This is a genomic window from Modestobacter sp. DSM 44400 (genome assembly GCF_900107175.1).
Lineage (GTDB): Bacteria > Actinomycetota > Actinomycetes > Mycobacteriales > Geodermatophilaceae > Modestobacter.
In genome coordinates, this window is record NZ_FNOZ01000062.1 from 1 (window position 1) to 18,137 (window position 18,137).

Annotated in this window: 15 protein-coding genes; 7 read left to right on the forward strand and 8 right to left on the reverse strand. The window is 71.6% G+C overall.

Translation table 11 applies throughout. The features are described 5' to 3' along the window. Window positions 1–229: 229 nt before the first annotated feature. From BLW04_RS22205 to BLW04_RS22235, 8 genes are all read right to left on the reverse strand, one after another. Window positions 230–1,135 (reverse strand): type II secretion system F family protein, encoded by a 906-nt coding sequence (locus tag BLW04_RS22205; protein WP_091547530.1) that lies wholly within the window; start codon window positions 1,133–1,135, stop codon window positions 230–232. Further along, a complete protein-coding gene (locus tag BLW04_RS22210) occupies window positions 1,132–2,022 on the reverse strand; it encodes a type II secretion system F family protein (RefSeq protein WP_091547533.1) in 891 nt (296 codons plus the stop codon). Before BLW04_RS22210 ends, BLW04_RS22205 begins: the two co-directional genes overlap by 4 nt. Further along, a complete protein-coding gene (locus BLW04_RS22215) occupies window positions 2,019–3,635 on the reverse strand; it encodes a CpaF family protein (protein WP_091547536.1) in 1,617 nt (538 codons plus the stop codon). Before BLW04_RS22215 ends, BLW04_RS22210 begins: the two co-directional genes overlap by 4 nt. Further along, a complete protein-coding gene (locus BLW04_RS22220) occupies window positions 3,628–4,434 on the reverse strand; it encodes a hypothetical protein (protein ID WP_091547538.1) in 807 nt (268 codons plus the stop codon). The genes BLW04_RS22215 and BLW04_RS22220 overlap by 8 nt, the downstream gene beginning before the upstream one ends. Further along, the gene (locus BLW04_RS22225) at window positions 4,434–5,138 is read right to left on the reverse strand and encodes an SAF domain-containing protein (protein WP_175484210.1); all 705 of its coding nucleotides are present in this window, start codon (window positions 5,136–5,138) and stop codon (window positions 4,434–4,436) included. Before BLW04_RS22225 ends, BLW04_RS22220 begins: the two co-directional genes overlap by 1 nt. Before the next feature lie 17 nt (window positions 5,139–5,155). After that, window positions 5,156–5,662, reverse strand: coding sequence for a hypothetical protein (locus tag BLW04_RS27060; RefSeq protein WP_175484211.1), 507 nt, complete (start codon window positions 5,660–5,662; stop codon window positions 5,156–5,158). A 293-nt stretch (window positions 5,663–5,955) separates the two neighbouring features. Continuing rightward, a complete protein-coding gene (locus tag BLW04_RS22230; protein WP_139306964.1) occupies window positions 5,956–6,903 on the reverse strand; it encodes a ParA family protein in 948 nt (315 codons plus the stop codon). Window positions 6,904–7,619: 716 nt separating this feature from the next. After that, window positions 7,620–8,498 carry a hypothetical protein gene (locus tag BLW04_RS22235; RefSeq protein WP_091547547.1) on the reverse strand — a complete coding sequence of 293 codons (879 nt, stop codon included), beginning with the start codon at window positions 8,496–8,498 and terminating at the stop codon, window positions 7,620–7,622. Window positions 8,499–8,786: 288 nt separating this feature from the next. Between BLW04_RS22235 and BLW04_RS22240 the strand changes: the two genes are divergently transcribed. The 7 genes from BLW04_RS22240 to BLW04_RS22270 all read left to right on the forward strand — a co-directional run bounded on the left by BLW04_RS22240 (window position 8,787) and on the right by BLW04_RS22270 (window position 17,675). Then, complete coding sequence (locus tag BLW04_RS22240; RefSeq protein WP_091547549.1) at window positions 8,787–9,143, forward strand: hypothetical protein; 357 nt, start codon at window positions 8,787–8,789, stop codon at window positions 9,141–9,143. Continuing rightward, window positions 9,140–10,240: a conjugal transfer protein gene (locus tag BLW04_RS22245; protein WP_091547552.1), complete on the forward strand. Its 1,101-nt coding sequence runs from the start codon at window positions 9,140–9,142 to the stop codon at window positions 10,238–10,240. Before BLW04_RS22240 ends, BLW04_RS22245 begins: the two co-directional genes overlap by 4 nt. 18 nt (window positions 10,241–10,258) lie before the next feature. After that, window positions 10,259–10,615: a hypothetical protein gene (locus tag BLW04_RS22250; protein WP_091547554.1), complete on the forward strand. Its 357-nt coding sequence runs from the start codon at window positions 10,259–10,261 to the stop codon at window positions 10,613–10,615. A 21-nt stretch (window positions 10,616–10,636) separates the two neighbouring features. Then, a complete protein-coding gene (locus tag BLW04_RS22255) occupies window positions 10,637–11,440 on the forward strand; it encodes a hypothetical protein (protein ID WP_091547557.1) in 804 nt (267 codons plus the stop codon). Further along, window positions 11,440–13,959: an ATP-binding protein gene (locus tag BLW04_RS22260; protein ID WP_091547559.1), complete on the forward strand. Its 2,520-nt coding sequence runs from the start codon at window positions 11,440–11,442 to the stop codon at window positions 13,957–13,959. The genes BLW04_RS22255 and BLW04_RS22260 overlap by 1 nt, the downstream gene beginning before the upstream one ends. Before the next feature lie 146 nt (window positions 13,960–14,105). Beyond that, window positions 14,106–16,448: a hypothetical protein gene (locus tag BLW04_RS22265; RefSeq protein WP_139306965.1), complete on the forward strand. Its 2,343-nt coding sequence runs from the start codon at window positions 14,106–14,108 to the stop codon at window positions 16,446–16,448. A 9-nt stretch (window positions 16,449–16,457) separates the two neighbouring features. Beyond that, entirely contained in the window at window positions 16,458–17,675 is a 1,218-nt protein-coding gene (locus tag BLW04_RS22270; protein ID WP_091547564.1) for a M23 family metallopeptidase, read from the forward strand. The last annotated feature ends 462 nt before the right edge of the window (window positions 17,676–18,137 follow it).

Sequence of the window (18,137 nt, forward strand, 5' to 3'; positions counted from 1 at the left end):
GGCGGGGGACCGCCACCTCAACTTCCACGAGACCCGGGACAACCTCGTTGGCAGCCTTCCGTCTGAAGAAGGTGCGGCGTGCGATCATTGTGTGACAGGTCGGTCTCAAAGTCGTAGCCGATGTGGTCCGTGAGCTGGCACTTCACCCGACAGTGAGCTGGTGGACGAGGTGATCGGGGCCGCGGGGAGACGTCTGGCCGCCCGCTTGAGAGGTGGCTGCTGAACCTGGTCAGCTGGCGTCGAAGACGATCGAGAGCACCGCTGGGACGGCGACCAACAGCAGGAAGACCAACGACAGCGACGAGACCGGCAAGGTCATCCGTTCCCCGTCAGCGTTGGCCTTGGACAGCTCGTTGGACAGCAGTGCGTTGCGCAGGCTCGCCGACCGCGCCCGCAAGGTCGTGTAGACCGTGGCCCCCTCTTCACCGGACAGCCGCATGATGTCGGCCAGCTCGCCGAGCTCGGGCAGCCCCAGCTCGACGGAGAGCTGGGTGAGGGAATCCCAGGGCGGTGTACCGGACCAGCGTGCCCGGGCCAGCTCCTCGCGCAGCCGCTGGAACACCCAGGAGTCCCCGACCTCGGCGGCGATCTCCATCGCCTGCGTTGTCCCCGAGCCGCTGAGGCGCTCAAGCGCGACCAGGTCGACGTAGGCGGCCAAGGCGTGGGAGAACTCCACCCGGGCGTCCTTGGCGTCAGCTCGGGCGTTGTAGTCGGGCAAGAACGACAGGCCGGCGCCCAGGGCGAGGCTGGCACCCAGCGGCAAGACGATGGGCGGTGTCATCCCGAACAGGGCCAGCAGCACGGTGATCAGCGGCGGGAAGACCAGGCCGACGAGGAAGAACAGCGCCTTCTCGCCGTAGTAGCGGTGCACCGGGATGCGCAGCATCGCCAGCTCGCGAACCGGTGTGCGGCCCAGCGACACCATCGGCAGGGTGCGCTGCACCCAGATGCCGAGGCGGTCCTGCAGCGACCCGCCGTGATCGACCACCTCGAAGTCGCGGCTGCCCCGCTCGGGGGCGAGCCGGTCCAGGGCGGTGGCCAGGTGCGGCTGCGCCGGAGCCAACCGCCAGATGATCAGCGCCGCTCCCAGCCCGACCGCGGCACCGGCGAGGATGGCCAGCTGCAGGGTGCTCATGCCGGGCCCTGCCGACTGGCTACGCCCTCACCGATGAAGCGTGGCAGCGGCTCACCCTTGGCGATGTTGCGCATCCACACCAGGCAGGCCAGGTACGCAGCGAGCAGCAGCAGCAAGATCGCCTGCCCCAGCGGTGTCCCGTACGGGGCGACGTAGGAGCCGTTGAGGGCCAGCAGGGTCAGCACCCCCAGCGTGATGAGGGTGATCCAGCGGGCGGTTGAGCGTGGCTTGGCGCGGTCGGCTTCGATGGCGCGGCGGATCCGCACGTCGTCGGCGACGGTCTGGGCCATGCCCTCGAGCACGCTGGCCAAGCCGGCGCCGCGGCGCCGGGCTCCCAGCATCAGGCTGCTGGCGATCTGGTCGCCGGTGAGGTCGTTGAGGTCATCGGCGAACGCGCGCAGCGCCAGCTCGGTGTTCCACCGGGCCCGCAGTCGCGCCACCAAGGTGGCCACCTCGGGGCGGATCGGATCGGGGGCGGACTTCAGGGTGGCCACCAGCGCCTGCTCGAGGCCGACACCGACGGTCAGCACCCCCGCCAGGCTGCGCGACCACTCCTCCATCGCCTCCAAGCGGGCGATGCTGGTCGTCCCGTCGGAGGTGACCAACAAGGTGGGCAGCAGCACCGCGATCGCCGGCAGAACGAGCACCGCGATGACCCAGCCGGTCACCAGCCAGAGCAGCAGGCCGACCACGAACCCGCCCAGCAGCAGCAAGCGGGTGCGCCGGCTCAGCCGTCCGCTGCTGGCCAGCGATCGAGTGAGCCGGCTGCTGACCAGTGTGGTGGAGGTGGGCGCCGGAAGCGCCGGCCGACGGCGCGTGCCCGACATGATCAGCAGCAGCCCGCCCAGCACGCACATGGCGGCCACCGCGGCCAGGAACGGGGTCATGCGGCCTGCCCGCCGTTGAAGCCGCTCGGGGTGAACCCGAAGCGGGTCAGCGCGGCCAGCGGCTGGGGCAGGCTCCCGGGCACCGCCCGGCCGTCCGGCCCGGGCAGGAACACGTGCGTGGTCGCCGGCCGGCCGTTCTCCCCGGACTCGACGTAGAGCACCTCGGAGATGTAGCGGCGGCGCTGCGGGGCCTGGCCGTTGCTGCTGTGCCCGGCCTCGAGCCGGACCTGCACGATGAGGTCGATGTGCTCGGCGACCTGCCGGTAGGCGTACTGCTCGGAGACGTGCGGGCCCGCCTCCATCGCTGCGCCCACCAGGCGCTCGATGGCAGCGGTGGCCTCGTGGGCGTGCGTAGTCGACATCGACCCGGCCCCACCCTGCATGGCCTTGAACATCGCCAGGACCTCCTTGCCCCGGACCTCACCGACGATGAACCGCTCCAGGTTGAACCGGAAGGAGCCGTAGACGATCTGGTCGAGGGTGATCTCGCCGGCGGCGCGACCGTCGGCACCGCGCTCACCGCTGCCCGGGCGCGCCTCCCAGGCGGTGATCCGGCGGTGCCGCTCAGGCATCTCGTGCAGGTGGAGCTCGTACTCGGTCTCCAGCGTGCCCACCCGCTCCCATGGGTCCAGCTCAGCGCACAGCGCCCGGACCAGGGTCGTCTTGCCCGCGCCCTGCGGGCCGCTGACCACGATGCTCATCCGGGCCCGCACCGCGGCGCGCAGCAGCGAGGCCAGCTCCTCATCGAGCATCTTTCGCTCGACCAGGTCATCGAGGGTGATTCGGTTCAGCCGGTGGCGCCGGATCACCACCGCGGGGCGGGGGGTGATCCAGGCGTTGGCCGCCAGCCGGGACCCGCCGTCCAGCCGCAGGTGCAGCTCGGGGCTGGCCGGGCTGAAGGGGCGCTCGTTGCTCTGGGAGCGGCTGGCGAGGAACTGCAGGAACTCGATCAGCTCCTCGTCGCTGTCGGCGACCGGAGGTCCCGGCTTCAGGCTGCCGTCGGCGTACTGCAGCAGCACGTTGTCGTAGCCGTTGATCTCGATGTTCTCGATGTCGGGATCGTCGACCAGCGGCTGGAGGCGGCCCAGGCCGAACAGGCTGTCGAAGACGGCTGTGACCAGTTTCTGCTGCTGGTCGGGGGTGATGGTGAGGGCACCCGAGCTCAAGGTGTCCTCGGTGTGCTCGCGCAGCAGCTCCTGCACCAGGCTGCGGCCCAGCTCGCGTTGGGAGGCGTCGTCCATGCCGTCGCGGTCCTGGAGTGCTCCGGAGAGCCGCTGGGCGGCCTGGGTGCGGAAGGCGCGCACCAGGCTCCAGTCGATCGCATCCCTGTTCGTGTCCTGACCGAGCGGTCCGGGGTCAGCGGGCAGGGAGCCGATCCCGGCCCGGGGCGCGCTAGATGGCGCTGCCGCCGGCAGGGTGAGGTCGCGGTCCTGCGTGGGAGAGATGGGTGCCTGGGCCGGCGCGGGACCGGCCAGCGCCCACGCCGACGGTCGCTGTGTCGCAGCCGGCTGATCGGTCGGAGGGACGTCCGCCCGGTGGGCGGTCGACGGATCGGCGAACAGCGGCAGGTCGGCGAGGTTCGGGCGGTCGGTCGCGGGTGAGAGATCAGGCATGGGTGTGTCCTTCCTGCCCGACGAGTGAGCCAGGAGCCAGCCGGGTGCGCCGGCTGGTGGCCAGCTGCTGGATGGAGCTGGCGGCGGCGGTGACGCTGCGGGTCAGCACCGAGGTCTCCAGTCGGCGAGCGGGGGTACCGACGCTGTAGACCTCGGCGTGGACGGGGTCCCAGCCGATCGAGGCGATGACGGGCACGCCCACGGCGGTGACGATCTCGCGGGCGCTGTAGGGCTGCCCATCCCCGATCAGCAGCAGGCCGAAGCCGTCGCTGCCGGTCCCCTGCTGGGCCAGGTCCTCGGCCAGCAGCTTGGCGCGCGCCCGGGTCGCAGCGATCGCCGGCAGGGTCGTGCGGGTGACCAACAGTGTCACCTCGGCCTGTCGCAGCAGGGGCATGGGCGCGTGCTCGGCGCCGAGGCGGCCAGCGTCAATGATGACGTCCATCCCCTCGCGTTCGAGGCCGGACAGGACGGTGGCAAGTGGATCCCAGACCGGGCGCAGGTTGCCGGCCTGAGCGGGGCTGACCAGGCCGGGGAGCAGCCACTTCTTGCTGCCCGGCAGGTCCACCGAGCTCTGCTGCAGGCCGGTGAACAGGGTCCCCGAGCGGTGAGCCAGCGCCAGGTCGATCAGGCCACGGTCATGCGACCGGGTTCCACCGAGGTAGCCGGCCAGGATGCTGCTGCTGCCGGACACGTCGGCCTCCAGCAGCAGGACCGGACGGGGCCAGGTCATCGTGAGGGCCAGCGCTGTGGTGGTCACTCCGGGGGCGCCGCGGGCGGAGGTGAGGGCGATGACGGTCATCAGCGCTCCTCGGAGTCCAGCACGAGTGCGATCCGACCGGTGGCGACCTGGGCTGCGAGCTGGCCGGCGGTGGCGGCGGGCACGGTGACGTCGACGACGACCTGGCCGGTGTCGGGCAGCGCGTGGGTCTCCACCACGATCGCCTGGTAGATCGGCGGGGCGATGCCCGGCGGGTCGTCCTGCTCGCGCGGGGTGGCCACGATGCGCACCTGGTCACCGGCGGTCAGCGCGTGCGAGGGCAGCTGCGCCGGTGTCAGGGTCACCCCGACCAGGGACTGCCCCGCGGCGGGGCTGAGCTCGGTCGTCGTGGACTGCGGCGTGAGGATGCTGCCGGCGGACAGGTCGACCGCTGCCCGCTGCCCCACGATCGAGTCCTGCTCGGACTCAGCGACCGTGCGCAGGGCCGGGTCACCGTTGATGCGGGCAACGGTGAGGTCAGATGCCTCGATCACCTCTCCCCGAGCGACGTCCTGGCGCAGCGTGAGCACGGGGCTGGTGTCACCGACCGAGGTGGCCAGGAAGGCAGCCCCGGCACCACCGAGGCACACCAGCGCGATGCCCAGCGCGATCAAGCCAGTACGGCGCCGCAGCTTGGGTGGAGCCGCCACTGCCGCGGAGGCCCCGTCGCCGAAGCGGGTGCCCGGAGTCTCTGGGGGCGCCGTCTGCGGGACGGCACCCTTGGCTCGCGCGGTGCTGCTGGGCATCAAGGCTCCTGCGTGTCTCAGGGGGCGGGGAGGAAGGCGTCGAAGGCCACGGTGATCAGGTGGCCGCGGGAGCTGGCCCGGAAGGTCACGACCAGCTCGTCGATCACCGTGTAGTCCGCCTCCCGGAGGCGGATGTTGAACGGCGTCAGGGGCCCGTCGTAGGTGCGGGCGGCCCGGGTGGCGCGAGGGGCGAAAAGGGACCCTCCGGTGGGCTCTGCGCGGATCAAGCTCCCCAGCTGGTCGTGGGTGGCCTCGAGGGCGGCGATGACCCATTCCCCGTTGGACAGCCGGCGCTCGCTGCGGGCCTTGGTGAGGCGGGGCATGAAGTTGGCGGGGATGTGCACGTTGCTGGCCCGGAGCTTGTTGCCGGCGGGGTCCAGCTCCTCATCGCCGGTTGCTTCCGGCGTCTCGGAGGGCGTCTGGCGGCGGGGGGCGCGCTTGCGGGGAGGTCGGGTGGTTCGGATGCCGTCGCCGATGTGCTCGATGGAGGCAGCAGGGCTGATGCCTGAGCTGGCGGGCTCCACGGAGCCAGACTCGCCGCCAGAGTTCGGGCCAGCCTCGTCCCCATCGACCTCAGGGGCCCGGTCTTCGACCACGTCGGCTGCTGCAGCATCAGACCGGGCTTCTGGCGGAACAGGCTCGCCGGGTTCGGTGCCGGGGTTTGCCGCGGGCCTGGAGCGGGGTGCGAGACGTGGTGTGAGCAGGCCCTTGAGGAAGTGGGAGTCCTGAGCGTCGGGATCGCCGGCGTCCTCGAAGTCGGACAGGCGGCCGACCGGAATCGCGCGGGCGGCGCCGGGTTTAGAGGTGGCCATGTCGGTCACCGGCCGCTGACGTTGTTGAGCGGCGTGGTCGCCTCAAGTGTGGCGATCTTGGTGATGACCTCTCGAGCGACATCGGCGTAGTCGCCGGCCAGGCTGTCGGCGGTGCCGGACAGGGCCGCGGGCAGCGGCATGACGTTGTCGCCGTCGCGGCGGGTGCGCAACGCTGACAGTCGTTCCTTGGTCGAGTTGCTGACGTCACGAGCGAGCTCGTGGGCCAGCTGGCCGCGCTGGCGGCAGTCGTGGGCGGCGGTCTCGGAGTGGCGGATGTAGCTGTCCAGCATCGGCACGGTGTCGCTGACCTCGGCCAGCCGGGCCTTGGTGGCTCCGCGGACTCGGGTGGCGTTGGTCTGGTGGGCGAAGAGGACGACACCCAGGTAGGTCAGGGCCGGGTTGGTCTTGCGGGCCTTCTTCACCCGGGGTCCCACCATGCGCAGGCCTTCCCAGCCTGCGGCGTCGGTCTTGGTGGGGATGAGCACGTAGCGGGCGGCGTGCAGCGCCATGTCCTGCAGGATCGGGTTGCCGGGGGCGCAGTCGAGCAGCACCAGGTCGTAGTTCTCGGCGATCTCGGCCAGGCGGGCAGCGAAGGCGGTGGCCACTCCCCCACCGGGGAGTTCGGTGCTCATGGGCGTGGACTCGATCGCCGCGAGCATCTCGAGGTGGCGGCCGCCGGGGACGACGTCCAGTGAGGGTCGGACGTCGGCGATGAGGGGCACCGGCCCGCTGCGCCACACGGCGTCGACCAGTCCTTGGCCGCCGTCGTCTTTGGCGTCGCCCACGTAGCCCAGGTCCAGGCTCAGGTTGCCGCTGAGGTCGATGTCGACCGCGAGCACCTTGTAGCCGGCCAGGGCGAGCTGGCCGGCGACGTTGGCGGTCACCGACGTCTTGCCCACTCCACCCTTGCCGTTGATCACTGCGACCACTCGGCTCAAGCGGTCATCGCTCATCTCATCGACCACGTCTTCTGCCCTCCACGCTGGGGAAAGGTCGGCTGACCTCACGAGTTGTGACAGCAGGCCCCCACGGGCTTCTGCGTCGACTGCGTGACGCTAGCCCGCTGGCGGACAGTCGCTCCCCTGTTTGTGGTCGACGCGCGCGAAACAGGCAGCCAACAGCCCGTCAGTGGGCCAGCAGCTTGCCCCTAACTGTCGCCAATGCGCCACACTCTTGGCCGCTGACTGGCGACCACTAGATACGCACTAGGTAGCCGCCTTGCCGACAGGTGGCAACCACCATGTGCCCACCAACGCGCCACCACCCATGCCACCATGCCTGTCACCTAACCGACAAGCAGACGCCAAGAGCCGCACACCATGCCCGCACCGGCCTGCCACAGCTGGGGCAAGGCCCTCACCACCTGGCTGCCGCTCGACCCCGGCGCGGATGACCTGGGGGCCCCGGCCGATGGCAGGCCGAGCTTGAGCAACCGACCGGTCGTGACCGGGCGCTGAGGCGCCGCGGGGACCTGGGGCCGGGGGAGAGGGGCAGGGCGGGGCACCTCACGAGCATCACGCGGAGCTACACCAGGCCCGGCATCCTCGCCCCGAGGATCACCCGGTCAGGTGACAGCAACGCTGCAGACGAGCAGTCAGCGGGCACTGGCCGCCCAGAGGGGGCGCGCTGACGGGCCGGGCAGGCAGCCTCAGCGGGCGCAGGAGGGCGACTACAGCAGGCTCAGGCGGTGACGGCCTCGTAGGGGCCGCGAGCTCGGCTGGACGGCGACCAGTCCCAGTGCGTCGGCCTGCACAGCGGCGATGAGCCGGCGGCGGGCCCGACTGCACCGCTGCCGCAGCGCAGTCGGGGACAGCCCCAGCTCGGCGGCGACGGTGGAGGAGGTGGGTCTACCTTCCTCCGGCAGGTAGACCCGGGCGAGGACGGCCGCGTCATCGCCGGACAGCACGCCGGAGTCGATGCCCCAGGCGATGACCTCGAGCAGGTCGGCGTCACTGCTGAGCTCCCCGGCCTTGGTGCTCAAGGCCGTTTCCTCGACCTGGTCTCCGGCCACCTGGTCCAGCGCGTCGGCGGGCACCGGGAACTCCACGGCGCCAGCGCGGGTGTCCGCGGTGAGGGCGTGCAGGGTGTCCAGCGCCAGGCCCGCCGCGACCCGAGAGGAGCGGCGGTGGATGGGGTAGCGGGCCAGCACGGTCCAGAACGTGGCCACGATGACGTGCCGGTGGTCCTCGGCCTGGGCGCTTTCCCGAGTCGGTCGCGTGGTGTGGGAGAAGCGGATCAGCTTGGGCAGCATGGCCTGCAGCACGGTCCGGCCGGCCATCGTCTGACCGGACTGGGCGAGCCGGATCAGGGCCCCGAGCAACCCGTCGTCCTCCTCGCGGGAGCCCTCGTCAATGCGCGTGATCAGCTGCTGCAGCGATGTCGTCCCCGCCAGCGCCTCCTCGGCGGAGATCCAGCGGTGGAGCTGGCGCCTGGTCGAGGGCAGCTGGCACAGCCGCGACCACTCGTCGACGAGCTGGCCGAAGATGCCGACGCTGCGCGCGGCGGCGCCGTTGCGGCCCGGCGAGAGGGAGGGGGTGGCTGACGACACGGTGGGCTCCGATCCACGTGTGCGGCTGGGACCCCGCCACCTTGAGCGGGCACCCTTGCCCAACCTCTTGCCCGCAGCCCATCTCCCCTGCGGCCCAGGCCGCAGCCACGGTGCCGACTAGCCCTCGCCCAGCTCGACCTGTGGCATAAACGCCCAGCTCAGAGACTCGATGGGTCTAGCCCACGCCGCGGCGGAAGTCCGCGAAAAAGGAGCTGCCACCGCTGTCACACCACTCCACCACCAGCACCTTCCGGGGGTGTCAGGGACCAACGGTGGAGGCGCAAGAGCATGGACGACGAGCTCGACGACGGGGCCCGCAGCCTCTCCGATGCCGCGCTGGTGCACGCCGCGAAGCTGCGGATCGTGCGTGCGCTGGCCGAGCTGAAGGACCACCCGCTGGATGAAGACGCCGTCGGCCAGATGCGCGAAGTCCTGGGTGAGCCCGTCCGCTCAGCGCAGGCGGCGCTGCGTCGGCTCGCTGCCAAGACGGGTCTTCCTGCCGGCGCACCGACGCTCCATGTCGTCGCCACCGACTCTCTGACCACTGACGCCGGCGGCGCGCTGCCGGCTCTGGGGGACGCTCCGCTCCCGGGGTTCGACAGCGCCCGCCGGTGCACCTTCTGGGCGCCTGGAGGCGCGGCGTGAAGCTCATCTCCAGGCGTGGATCGCGGCCAGGTACTGAGGCGCAGCCCAAGGACGCCCAAGGCCACGACGACAGCGGCATCCCCGACGCCGACATCCGACTGCAGGGCCAGTGGACGGGCGGCTCGAAGTGGGCCACCCGGGGTGCCACCGGCCTGCTGTGGACGCTGGTGGCATGTGGGCCGGTGGGCCTGCTGATGGGCGGAGTGGCCTTTCTCAGCGCTCAACCGGTGGCCAGCGCGCAGACCCAGCAGGTCGAGGACACCGCCAGCGAGCAGACCGCGGTGGGGGAGTTCTCCCAGCGGTTAGTGGTCGCCTGGCTGACCACCCCGCGAGGGGAGGAGGCGGCGCTGGCAGTCTTCCTCGACGCCTCCAGCATCCAGCTGCCCGAGGTCCCCTGGACCGTCACCGATCCCGCGACGGCTGCCCTCGCCCGCACCGGGCCCGGCCGGTGGGCGGTGACGGTGGCAGCGACGGTCACGCCGCCGGCGGCCGGTGCGGATCCGGCCCAGGCAGCTTCGGTCCGTCGCTTCTTCACCGTGCCGGTGCGATACGACGCCGGCGCCCTGGTCGCTGAGGCGCTCCCCGCCCCGGTGGCGGCACCGGCGACAGCCGAGGCGGGTCGGCTGGGGTACGGCTACTCCCTCGCCGACCAGCACCCGGCGAGCACCGCCAGCGCCGAGTTCCTGGCGGCCCTGCTCACCGGGACCGGGGATGTCACGCGCTACGTCAGCCCCGGGACCCAGATCCAGGCCATCACGCCGGCTCCCTACGCCGAGGTGCGGATCCGCAAGCTGCAGGTCGACCAGGATCCCGCGGACCTGCCTGATGAACCCGACAACGGTGACCAGCTCCACGAGCTCGTCACCGCGGAAGTCCGATCGACCGCTGGTCAGGCCATCTCGGTGCAGTACGCGCTCACCCTCGCCGCCCGAGAAGGGCGGTGGGAGGTGCTCTCGATGGAGCCCGCACCTCGACTGGCCGCAGAGCAGTCAGCGGCCACCTCGAGCGCCACGCCTTCATCGAGCAGCTCGACACCTGCGTCTTCGAGCGCAGTTCCTGACCCCACGACCAGCCCGGGCACCTCGCTCACCAGCTGAACCGAGAGAGGACACACCATGAGCACCACTCAGATCCTGGCCGACCAGGGGCCGATGGTCGTCCAGGCAGCCGCCGATGGCGTCTTCGACTGGGCCGGCGAGAAGGTCGACGCCCTGATGGTCCTGCTGCGCGCTGTCGCGGTGGTGGTGGCTGTCATCTTCATCATCTACCGCGCCGTCGCCACCAAGGGCGCCATGGCGGCCATCATCATCGCCATCGGCTGCGGGGCGATCTTCGTCTACGGCGTGTGGAACGTGACCGACCTGCAGGACCGGGTCGGCAACGAGGTGAACTCGGCCCCAGTCAGCAGCGGCCAGCTCGCCGAGAGCACCCCGGAGCCCTACGTCGCCGGTCTCACTCTGGTCGCGGCCTGACCGCTCCGCATCGACGAGGCGATGAGCAGCGGTGACGGCCCGATGAGCAGCACCGACCAGCAGGTCGTGCGCTGGTACACCCGTGCCCGCCGATTCCCTCAGCTGATCGGTCGCACCCCGGATGGCACCCGCATCCCCGGTGGGCCCTACACGATCACCCAGGTCACAGCGGCTGGCGTCTTGATGTTCCTCGGCCTCAAGACCACCTCCCTGTGGGCGCGCTACGGCCTCGTCGGCAACGGCCTGCTCCTCGCCGGCGTGGTCTACGGGCTGGTCTTCCTCCTCGGCAAGATCCCGCTCGGCTCCCGCAGCCCCCTGGCGCTGGGAGCCGGTGCTTGGCGGGCCATCAGCGCGCCGAGCGCCGGCCGCTACGGGGGGCGTCCGGTGCGGCTGCGTCGGCCACACCACGTTCAGCACCGGATCACCGTCCTTGTGCCTCCCGCGGCGGTCGCTGAGCCGGTGGGGATCGCTGAGGCGGCACCCGCAGTTCCACCGACAGCAGTTGCTGAGCCGGCGCGTGACCAGCCGGCGCCGATCGCCGAGCCGGCCGCCGGTGGACAGCACCGGGCGCCAGCAGCCACCGCCTCACCCCGCCGGGCCAGGCAGCGCAGCAGCCTCGGGCACCGCCGCCGCGAGCGCACCACCAGCCACCAGACGGCCCCGCGCCCAGCGCCGCGACCGATCCCGGCACCAGTCGCCGAGCAGATGGCCGCCCCTGCGCCGTCCACGTCCGTGCCGTCCGCGCCCGCACTGAGCGGCGTGCAGGCGCTGCTGGCACAGAACGCGGCGTCTGCGACGTCGCCCACGACTTCCAGGAGCAGCTGATGCGCTCACCGACCCGCAGCATCGCCGGCAACCTCCGGTGGACTCGCACCGGTACCGTCTGGGCCGACTTCCTCCTGCGACCGCTGCCCTACGGCTTCCGTCCGGACAAGGACAAGGACGTCGTCCGTGGCTATCACCAGGCGCTGCTGCGGGCCCTGCCCGGGGAATCGCTGCTCCTGGGCATCTGCGCCGGCCTGGACCCGGCCGCGGTCGTCGACCGCATGATCACCGGCCTGGACCTCGACGACTGCCCGGACTGGGCCAGTGAGTGCCAGGCCACGCTGCAGACCCTCGACGAGGTCGGACCGGGGCAGCGGGTGTTCTGGCTGTCGGTGCCCCTGGCCGCCGGCGGCGCGCGCCTCCGCGAGCCGCTGCGCGCGGCCGCTGCCGACCTGCGCGACGCGCTGGCCCTCCCACGGGCAGGCATCCCCGCTGAGGAGATCCGCGGCTACCTCGAGCTGGCCGACAAGGTCAGCGCGGCCATCCCGGCACCTTTCCGCGCCAAGGCGGCCACCGCCGCCCAGATGATGTGGCTGCACCTGCACGCCCAGCAGCGCGGCCTCTTCCTCGACCTCGACCTGCCCGATGAGAGCAACACCGACGTCAGCGGGGCACTGCTGACCCCCCGCACCGGCGGAGGCCTGCCTGAACCGCTGCTGGATGAAGGTGGCCAGTCCGACCGCCCCTCGGCCCGCGGGCGGTTGGTCAACCCGCTGGAGCACCGCTACCTGAAGGTCGACCAGGCGACGGAGGCCTCCGCGACCGGGGCATCCTACCAGGCGCTGATGATCCTCAGCGACGTCCCGACCGACGGCATGCTCTTCCCGGGCAGTGAGTTCATCGGGCGAATCGACGAGTGCGGCATCGAAGTCGACTGGGCCATGCGCCTGCTCGTGCGCTCCTCAGACGAGGTCGCCAAGCAGAACCGCAAGGCCCTGGTCAACCTCAACGAGCGGTACGGGCAGCGCGAGGGCGAGCTGTCGCACGCGATGAACGCACTGGACAAGGTGGCCGCGGACCTCGCCGAGTACGTGGACGTGCTCAGCGGGGACAAGCTCGAGGTCGAGGCCCAGTCGACCACCATCTTCTGCGTCGCCGGCCCCGACCCGAAGTCCACCCAGGATCAGGCCAAGGTCGTCGCCGGCTACCTGGCCGACTCCGGCTACAAGGTCAGCCAGCCCCTGGGGGAGCAGGAGGAGCTCTGGTGGGCCATGCAGCCTGGCGTCCCCACCAGCCGGGTGGTCCGCCAGCACGCCCAGATCGCCACCTCCAGAGGGCTCTCGGCGGCCGTCCCGCTGGCCTCCAGCGAGCTCGGGGACAGCAAGGGGTCGCTGCTGGGCTGGAACATCTCCACCGGCCGCGTCGGGGTCGTCATGCACGACATCGCCGGCGCCGCCGCCCGTGACGTGTCCGGGTCTCTGGCCATCGCCGGTGAGCTCGGATCGGGGAAGTCGCTGACGCTGAAGAAGCTCGCCGGCGACGTCATCGATCGAGGCGGCCGGGTCATCTGCGCCGATCGCACCCAGCTGGGGGAGTACGCCCAGTGGGCCGAGTCGGTCACCGACGCCGTCGTCGTCGACATCAACGACCCGGCCTTCAGCATGGACCCGCTGCGGCTGTTCCCCGCCTCCGACGGTGGCCGGATCACCCACAGCTTCCTCACGCCGCTGCTCAACGTCTCGCCCCTGAGCGCCCTGGGCGTCCTGCTGTCGGAGGTTCTCGACGCGGCCTACCTGCAGAACCACGGGATCACCGCCCTCGGCGGGCTGCGCGGACACCTGGAGAACGGCTGCACGCTGCCGGGTGCTGAGGAGCTCGCCCGGAAGATGAACGTCTTTGCCCGCCGGGACTTCGGGCGAGCGATTTTCGACGAGTCCCTGCCCTCGCTCCCTGAGGCCCCGGGCATCGTGGTGCGCACCCACACCCTCGCCCTGCCCACCCGTGACGAGCTGGCCCACCGGCACCTCTTCGAGCAGCTGCGGCTGGAAAAGCTCTTCGGCCGTGCGATGTACGCCCTCACCGCAGCCCTGGCGCGCGGCATCTGCTTCGCTGACCCGCGGGTGCTGGGGGCCTTCGTCGTCGACGAGGCCCACCACGTGACGGCCAGCCCTGAAGGCGAGCAGGAGCTCATCGAGTTCGTCCGGGACGGCCGCAAGCACAGCGCGGCCACCATGCTGGGCTCCCACGACCCCGAGGCCGACTTCGGCAGCGCCACCCTCCGCGGCCTGATCCCCACCCGCATCCTGATGCGCCACCGGGACAAGACGCTGGCCAAGCGGGGCCTGGCCTGGCTGGACTTGGACCCCAACGACGACGAGCTGTTGACCCTCCTCACCGAGGAGACCTCCCCGGTAGGTCCCCAGGGAGTGCCCGAGCACCGCCGCGGCGAGGCCTTCATGCGCGACTCCTCGGGCAACGTGGGCCGGATCAAGGTGCTGCCGCCCTGCCTGCCGGCCCGCAACGTGGCCGTGCGCACCTCGCCGCCGGAGATGCAGTCGCTGCGCGGGTCGGCGGCGTGATGCCGCGGCCCTGGCGCCGCAGCGATTGCCAGCAGGGGCACACCACCGGCCGTCGAGGGGCGACGACTGACCAGAGGGCCGCACCCGACGTCGGTGGCCACCGTCGGCGCCTGCCGAGCTGGCTCATCACGGCGATCGCCACCGTCATGTTCTGGGCGTGGCAGCTCGAGCTCGCCCAGGCCGCCGACGGCTCTTCCGGGCAGGTTCCGGGTGCCCTGAGCTGGATCGACCTGCAGGACAGCCGCGGCATCTCGGTGTGGAACTACGAGATGTCCCTGGACCGAGGTGGGATCACCAGCCCCAACAAGATCATCTGGTCGTTCGTCATCGACCTGGTGTGGGGCCTGTACCGAAGCTGCGTCGTGATCGCCATCTGGTTCCTGGACTGGGCGATCTCCTTCTCCTGGCTGGCCACCATCTCCACCCCCGTCCTGGCCCTGGGCGACAGCCTGCAGGTGGTGGTCGACCGCTTCGGCATCACGCCCCTGCTCGCCACCGCGGCCGCGCTCATCGCCTTCACCTGGATGGCTCGCGGACGGTGGGCCCTTGGCATCTTCGAGCTCTTCGCCAGCCTCGTCATCGCAGCCTTGGCCGTGGGGGCGTTCGCCAACCCGGTGGAGAAGGTCGCCGGCGACGACGGGCTCATCGTGCAGACCCGCGACGTCGGGCTGGAGCTGGCATCGGGGATGGCCAACAACGGCAACGTCGAGGGCGACGCCGACGCGATGCGCCAAGTCGTCACCGGCGCGCTCGTCGACACCTTCATCCGCACCCCCACCCAGATGATCAATTTCGGTGAGGTCCTCGACGGCGGCCCCTGCGAGGGCGCCTACGACGACGTCATCCGCGGCGGCCCCTACGGCTCCGAGGACACCATCCGCGACGCGATCGCCGGCTGCGACGAGAACCTCGGCGAGGCCGCGGCCAACCCGGGGCTGGGGCAGGCGACCAGCGCGGTGATCCTCAGCCCGGCAGCGCTGTTCGTGATGGTCTTCGCCATCGTGCTGGCCGGCGCGGTGATGCTGGCGGCTGCCTACGCGCTCTACCAAGCCCTGCGGCTGATCGTCACGGTGATCCTGGCGATCCTGCCCGGCTCCGCTCGAGGAGCGCTGTTCCAGACCGTCGCCGACCTGGCCATGGCGCTGGTGACGCTGGTGTTCGCAGTCGTCTTCCTGTCCAGCTACTTGATCTTTATCCAAGGGCTGTTCGCGTCCAGCAGCGACGGCTCGGCCGGCACGATGGCGACCTTCTTCCTCGTCGACGTCATGCTGGTCATCGGCATCGTCCTGTTCTGGAAGGGCCGCAAGAAGCTGCGCCGCGCAGCCGACCGCCTCACCGCGGCGCTGTCCACCCGCCCAGGTGCCGGCCCGAGTGCGCTGCCGGCCCGCAAGCAGTTCAGCTCCAGCGAGCTGTACTACGAGGGCCGCATGGCAGCCGATGCCGGCCGCATCGCCGGCCGCGGCGCCGGTGCGCTGGGGCGGGGTTCGCTCGCCGCCGGCCGTGGCATCAACGGCGCCGCGGAGGTGCTGGGCGGCTGGATCGGTCGCGGCATGGGCAGCCCGGTCGCTGCCGGTGCAGCAGCCGGCGCCGCAGGCGCCAATCGCGGTATCCCGCAGCTGCTGGCCGGCTCAGGAAGGTCGCCCGGCGCCGCCGGCGCCCTCCCGGGGGGAGGCTCGCCCTCCGGCGGCATGGGAGGCGGAGGCGCAGCAGGTGCGGTGCGCCAGCGCGTGGCCAGCACCCGTGCAGGCCGGAAGACCGGCGGCAAGCTGCTCGCACTCGGCGGGCAGGTAGCCGCCCTCTACCTCACCGGTGGCGCATCGGCTGCGCTGCAGGCCGGCGGGCACGCCGCGACTGCTGCGGCCGCGATCCAGACGGCCCAGACCGCCCGCCGCGTGGCGGTGGCAGGTCGCCTCGTCGTCAAGGCGCTACCGGCGGCAGCCTCAGCCACTTCGCCGTCGGGAGCGCCCCTGGCGCTGACCGCCGGACGCTCGCCGGACGGGGAGAGCCCTGGCGGGGCGCCCGCAGTGGCCGGTGGCTCGACGGCAGCCTCCAGCAGCCGTCCGGTGGACAGCCGACGGGCACGGGCGACCTCCACCGCTGCCCCGCCGGCGCCGAACAGCCGTGCTCGAGGCGGGAGCACCGCCGCAGGATCGGCGACGGCAGCAGGCCGGAGGACAGGTTCGACCTCGACGGGCCCGACGTCACCGGGCGCGACGTCGTCGACCAGTGCCCCGGGGACGACGACGTCGACCAAGGCGACGGGCACCGCTGCTGGTGCGACGTCGTCGACCAAGGCGCCGTCCCGCCCGCAGGTGCGGACACCGGTCAGTCCGGTCAGCGGTGAGGTGATCTCGGCGCCGGCCAAGACGTCGCCGCCGACTGACGACCGGGCCGCCCGACTGCGCGCCGAGCTCGCCGCCCGCCGCGCAGCGAACCACCAGACCATGCGCCGGGCCACCGGTCACCCGACCCCGCCGCCACCGGACTGATCGGCCGACATGAGCAAGCTGCTGCTGGTGGCCGGAGGTGTCCTCACGGTCAGCGCGTTGGTCCTGTTCGGGTTGCCACTGCTCGTGGTGACCGCCCTGCTGGGCGGCAGCCAGGCCAACGCAGCCGGATGCCTGGTGCCCGGGAGCCACCCGGGAGGTGCGTTCGAGGCCGGCTACCTGGAGACGATCAGCATCGACGGGCTCGACGCCCAGCAGGTCGCCTCGGCCGCCACCATCGTGGCGGTGGGCGAGCAGCTGCAGATGACCCCCCGCGGCATCATCATCGCCCTGGCCGTGGCCAGCCAGGAGTCCCGCTTCCAGAACTACGCCAACGACGGCGTGGGCGGTGATCTGCGGCCCGACCAACTCGGCGTGGAGCGGTCGCTGACCTTCCCGCACGACGCAGTCGGCACCGACCACGGCAGCGTCAACGCCTTCCAGCAGCAGTACCCCTGGTGGGGCACCCTCGAGGAGCTCATGGACCCCCCGACGGCGGCCCGGAAGTTCTACGACGCGCTCAACCAGGTGACCGGCTGGCAGCAGATGACGGTCACCGTGGCAGCGCAGCGAGTCCAGCGGTCGGCGTCCCCAGGCGCCTACGCCGACGACGAGCTCATCGCCACGCAGCTTCACCAGCGGCTAGCCGGCGTCAGCGGCCACATCACCGACTCCGCCGCCGCCCCTGCGCCCACCACTGGTGAGGACGCGGGTGCGCCCGCAGCGGGCACGAGCACCTCTCCGGATGTTGCAGAGGCCGGCTGCGGCGCCACCGGTGCCGGCGGGGCGGTCTCAGCCAACGGCTGGGCGCTGCCGATGGCACCGGGCACTTACCAGCTCACCTCCGGCTACGGGCCGCGGCGCAGCCCCACCGACGGCTCGAGCAACTTCCACGCCGGCCTGGACTTCGGCGCACCCTCCGGCACACCCATCTACGTCACCGCCGACGGCACCGTCACCTCCGCCGGCCTCAACAAGGGCGGGTGCGGAAACCTCGTCATCGTCCACACCGCGCCCAACGTCGACACCTACTACGCCCACCAGGTCGACGGCGGCACCAAGGTCTCGGTCGGCGACGTCGTCTCCGCTGGGTCCCAGATCGGCGCAGTCGGCACCACCGGCGACAGCACCGGCAACCACCTGCACTTCGAGGTCCGCATCGACGGAGCCACCACCGACCCGCTGCTCTTCCTGCGCCAGCAGGGCGTCGACCCCGGATCCCTGCCGTAACCAGCACAGGCAAGGGTCGACGAGGAGCGCCGATCCCGAGTGCGGCCGCGGCCGCGGCCGCACTCGGGATCGCCGGGGCCCTGATGCTCCTCATGCCCGGGACCGGTGCGAAGTCCCAGCCGCGCAGCGCTGAGGCGAGCCCGACTCTTGCCCAGCCGGCACCAGCGACGTCCGATTCGGCCAGGACCCCGCCCAAGGCCGACTCCAGCGAGGTCCCCAGCTCCGCTGCCCCTTCGGCCGGGACCAGCGCGGCCGCAGGAGAGAACCCGCCCAGCTACGCGCCGGGCCAGGAGCCGTGGCGCCCGGTGGTCACCGGGTTCGCCACCGACTTCACCCACCCCGATCCGAGCTGGTCCACCCGCGTTGTCTGGAGTTGACCCGCTTTCGCGGACACCTCGTCACTGCGGACACGGATTAGGCCGCAGCTTTTCGTGCAGTGTGCGCCTGCTCGAAACGAGCGGG

Coding starts and splice junctions, on each gene's coding strand:
- BLW04_RS22260 (WP_091547559.1), top strand. CDS start 11,440: ATGCGCTCACCGACCCGCAGCATCGCCGGCAACCTCCGGTGGACTCGC.
- BLW04_RS22220 (WP_091547538.1), bottom strand. CDS start 4,434: ATGACCGTCATCGCCCTCACCTCCGCCCGCGGCGCCCCCGGAGTGACC.
- BLW04_RS22265 (WP_139306965.1), top strand. CDS start 14,106: ATGTTCTGGGCGTGGCAGCTCGAGCTCGCCCAGGCCGCCGACGGCTCT.
- BLW04_RS22255 (WP_091547557.1), top strand. CDS start 10,637: ATGAGCAGCGGTGACGGCCCGATGAGCAGCACCGACCAGCAGGTCGTG.
- BLW04_RS22240 (WP_091547549.1), top strand. CDS start 8,787: ATGGACGACGAGCTCGACGACGGGGCCCGCAGCCTCTCCGATGCCGCG.
- BLW04_RS22205 (WP_091547530.1), bottom strand. CDS start 1,135: ATGAGCACCCTGCAGCTGGCCATCCTCGCCGGTGCCGCGGTCGGGCTG.
- BLW04_RS22230 (WP_139306964.1), bottom strand. CDS start 6,903: ATGAGCGATGACCGCTTGAGCCGAGTGGTCGCAGTGATCAACGGCAAG.
- BLW04_RS22270 (WP_091547564.1), top strand. CDS start 16,458: ATGAGCAAGCTGCTGCTGGTGGCCGGAGGTGTCCTCACGGTCAGCGCG.
- BLW04_RS22210 (WP_091547533.1), bottom strand. CDS start 2,022: ATGACCCCGTTCCTGGCCGCGGTGGCCGCCATGTGCGTGCTGGGCGGG.
- BLW04_RS22250 (WP_091547554.1), top strand. CDS start 10,259: ATGAGCACCACTCAGATCCTGGCCGACCAGGGGCCGATGGTCGTCCAG.
- BLW04_RS22215 (WP_091547536.1), bottom strand. CDS start 3,635: ATGCCTGATCTCTCACCCGCGACCGACCGCCCGAACCTCGCCGACCTG.
- BLW04_RS22225 (WP_175484210.1), bottom strand. CDS start 5,138: ATGCCCAGCAGCACCGCGCGAGCCAAGGGTGCCGTCCCGCAGACGGCG.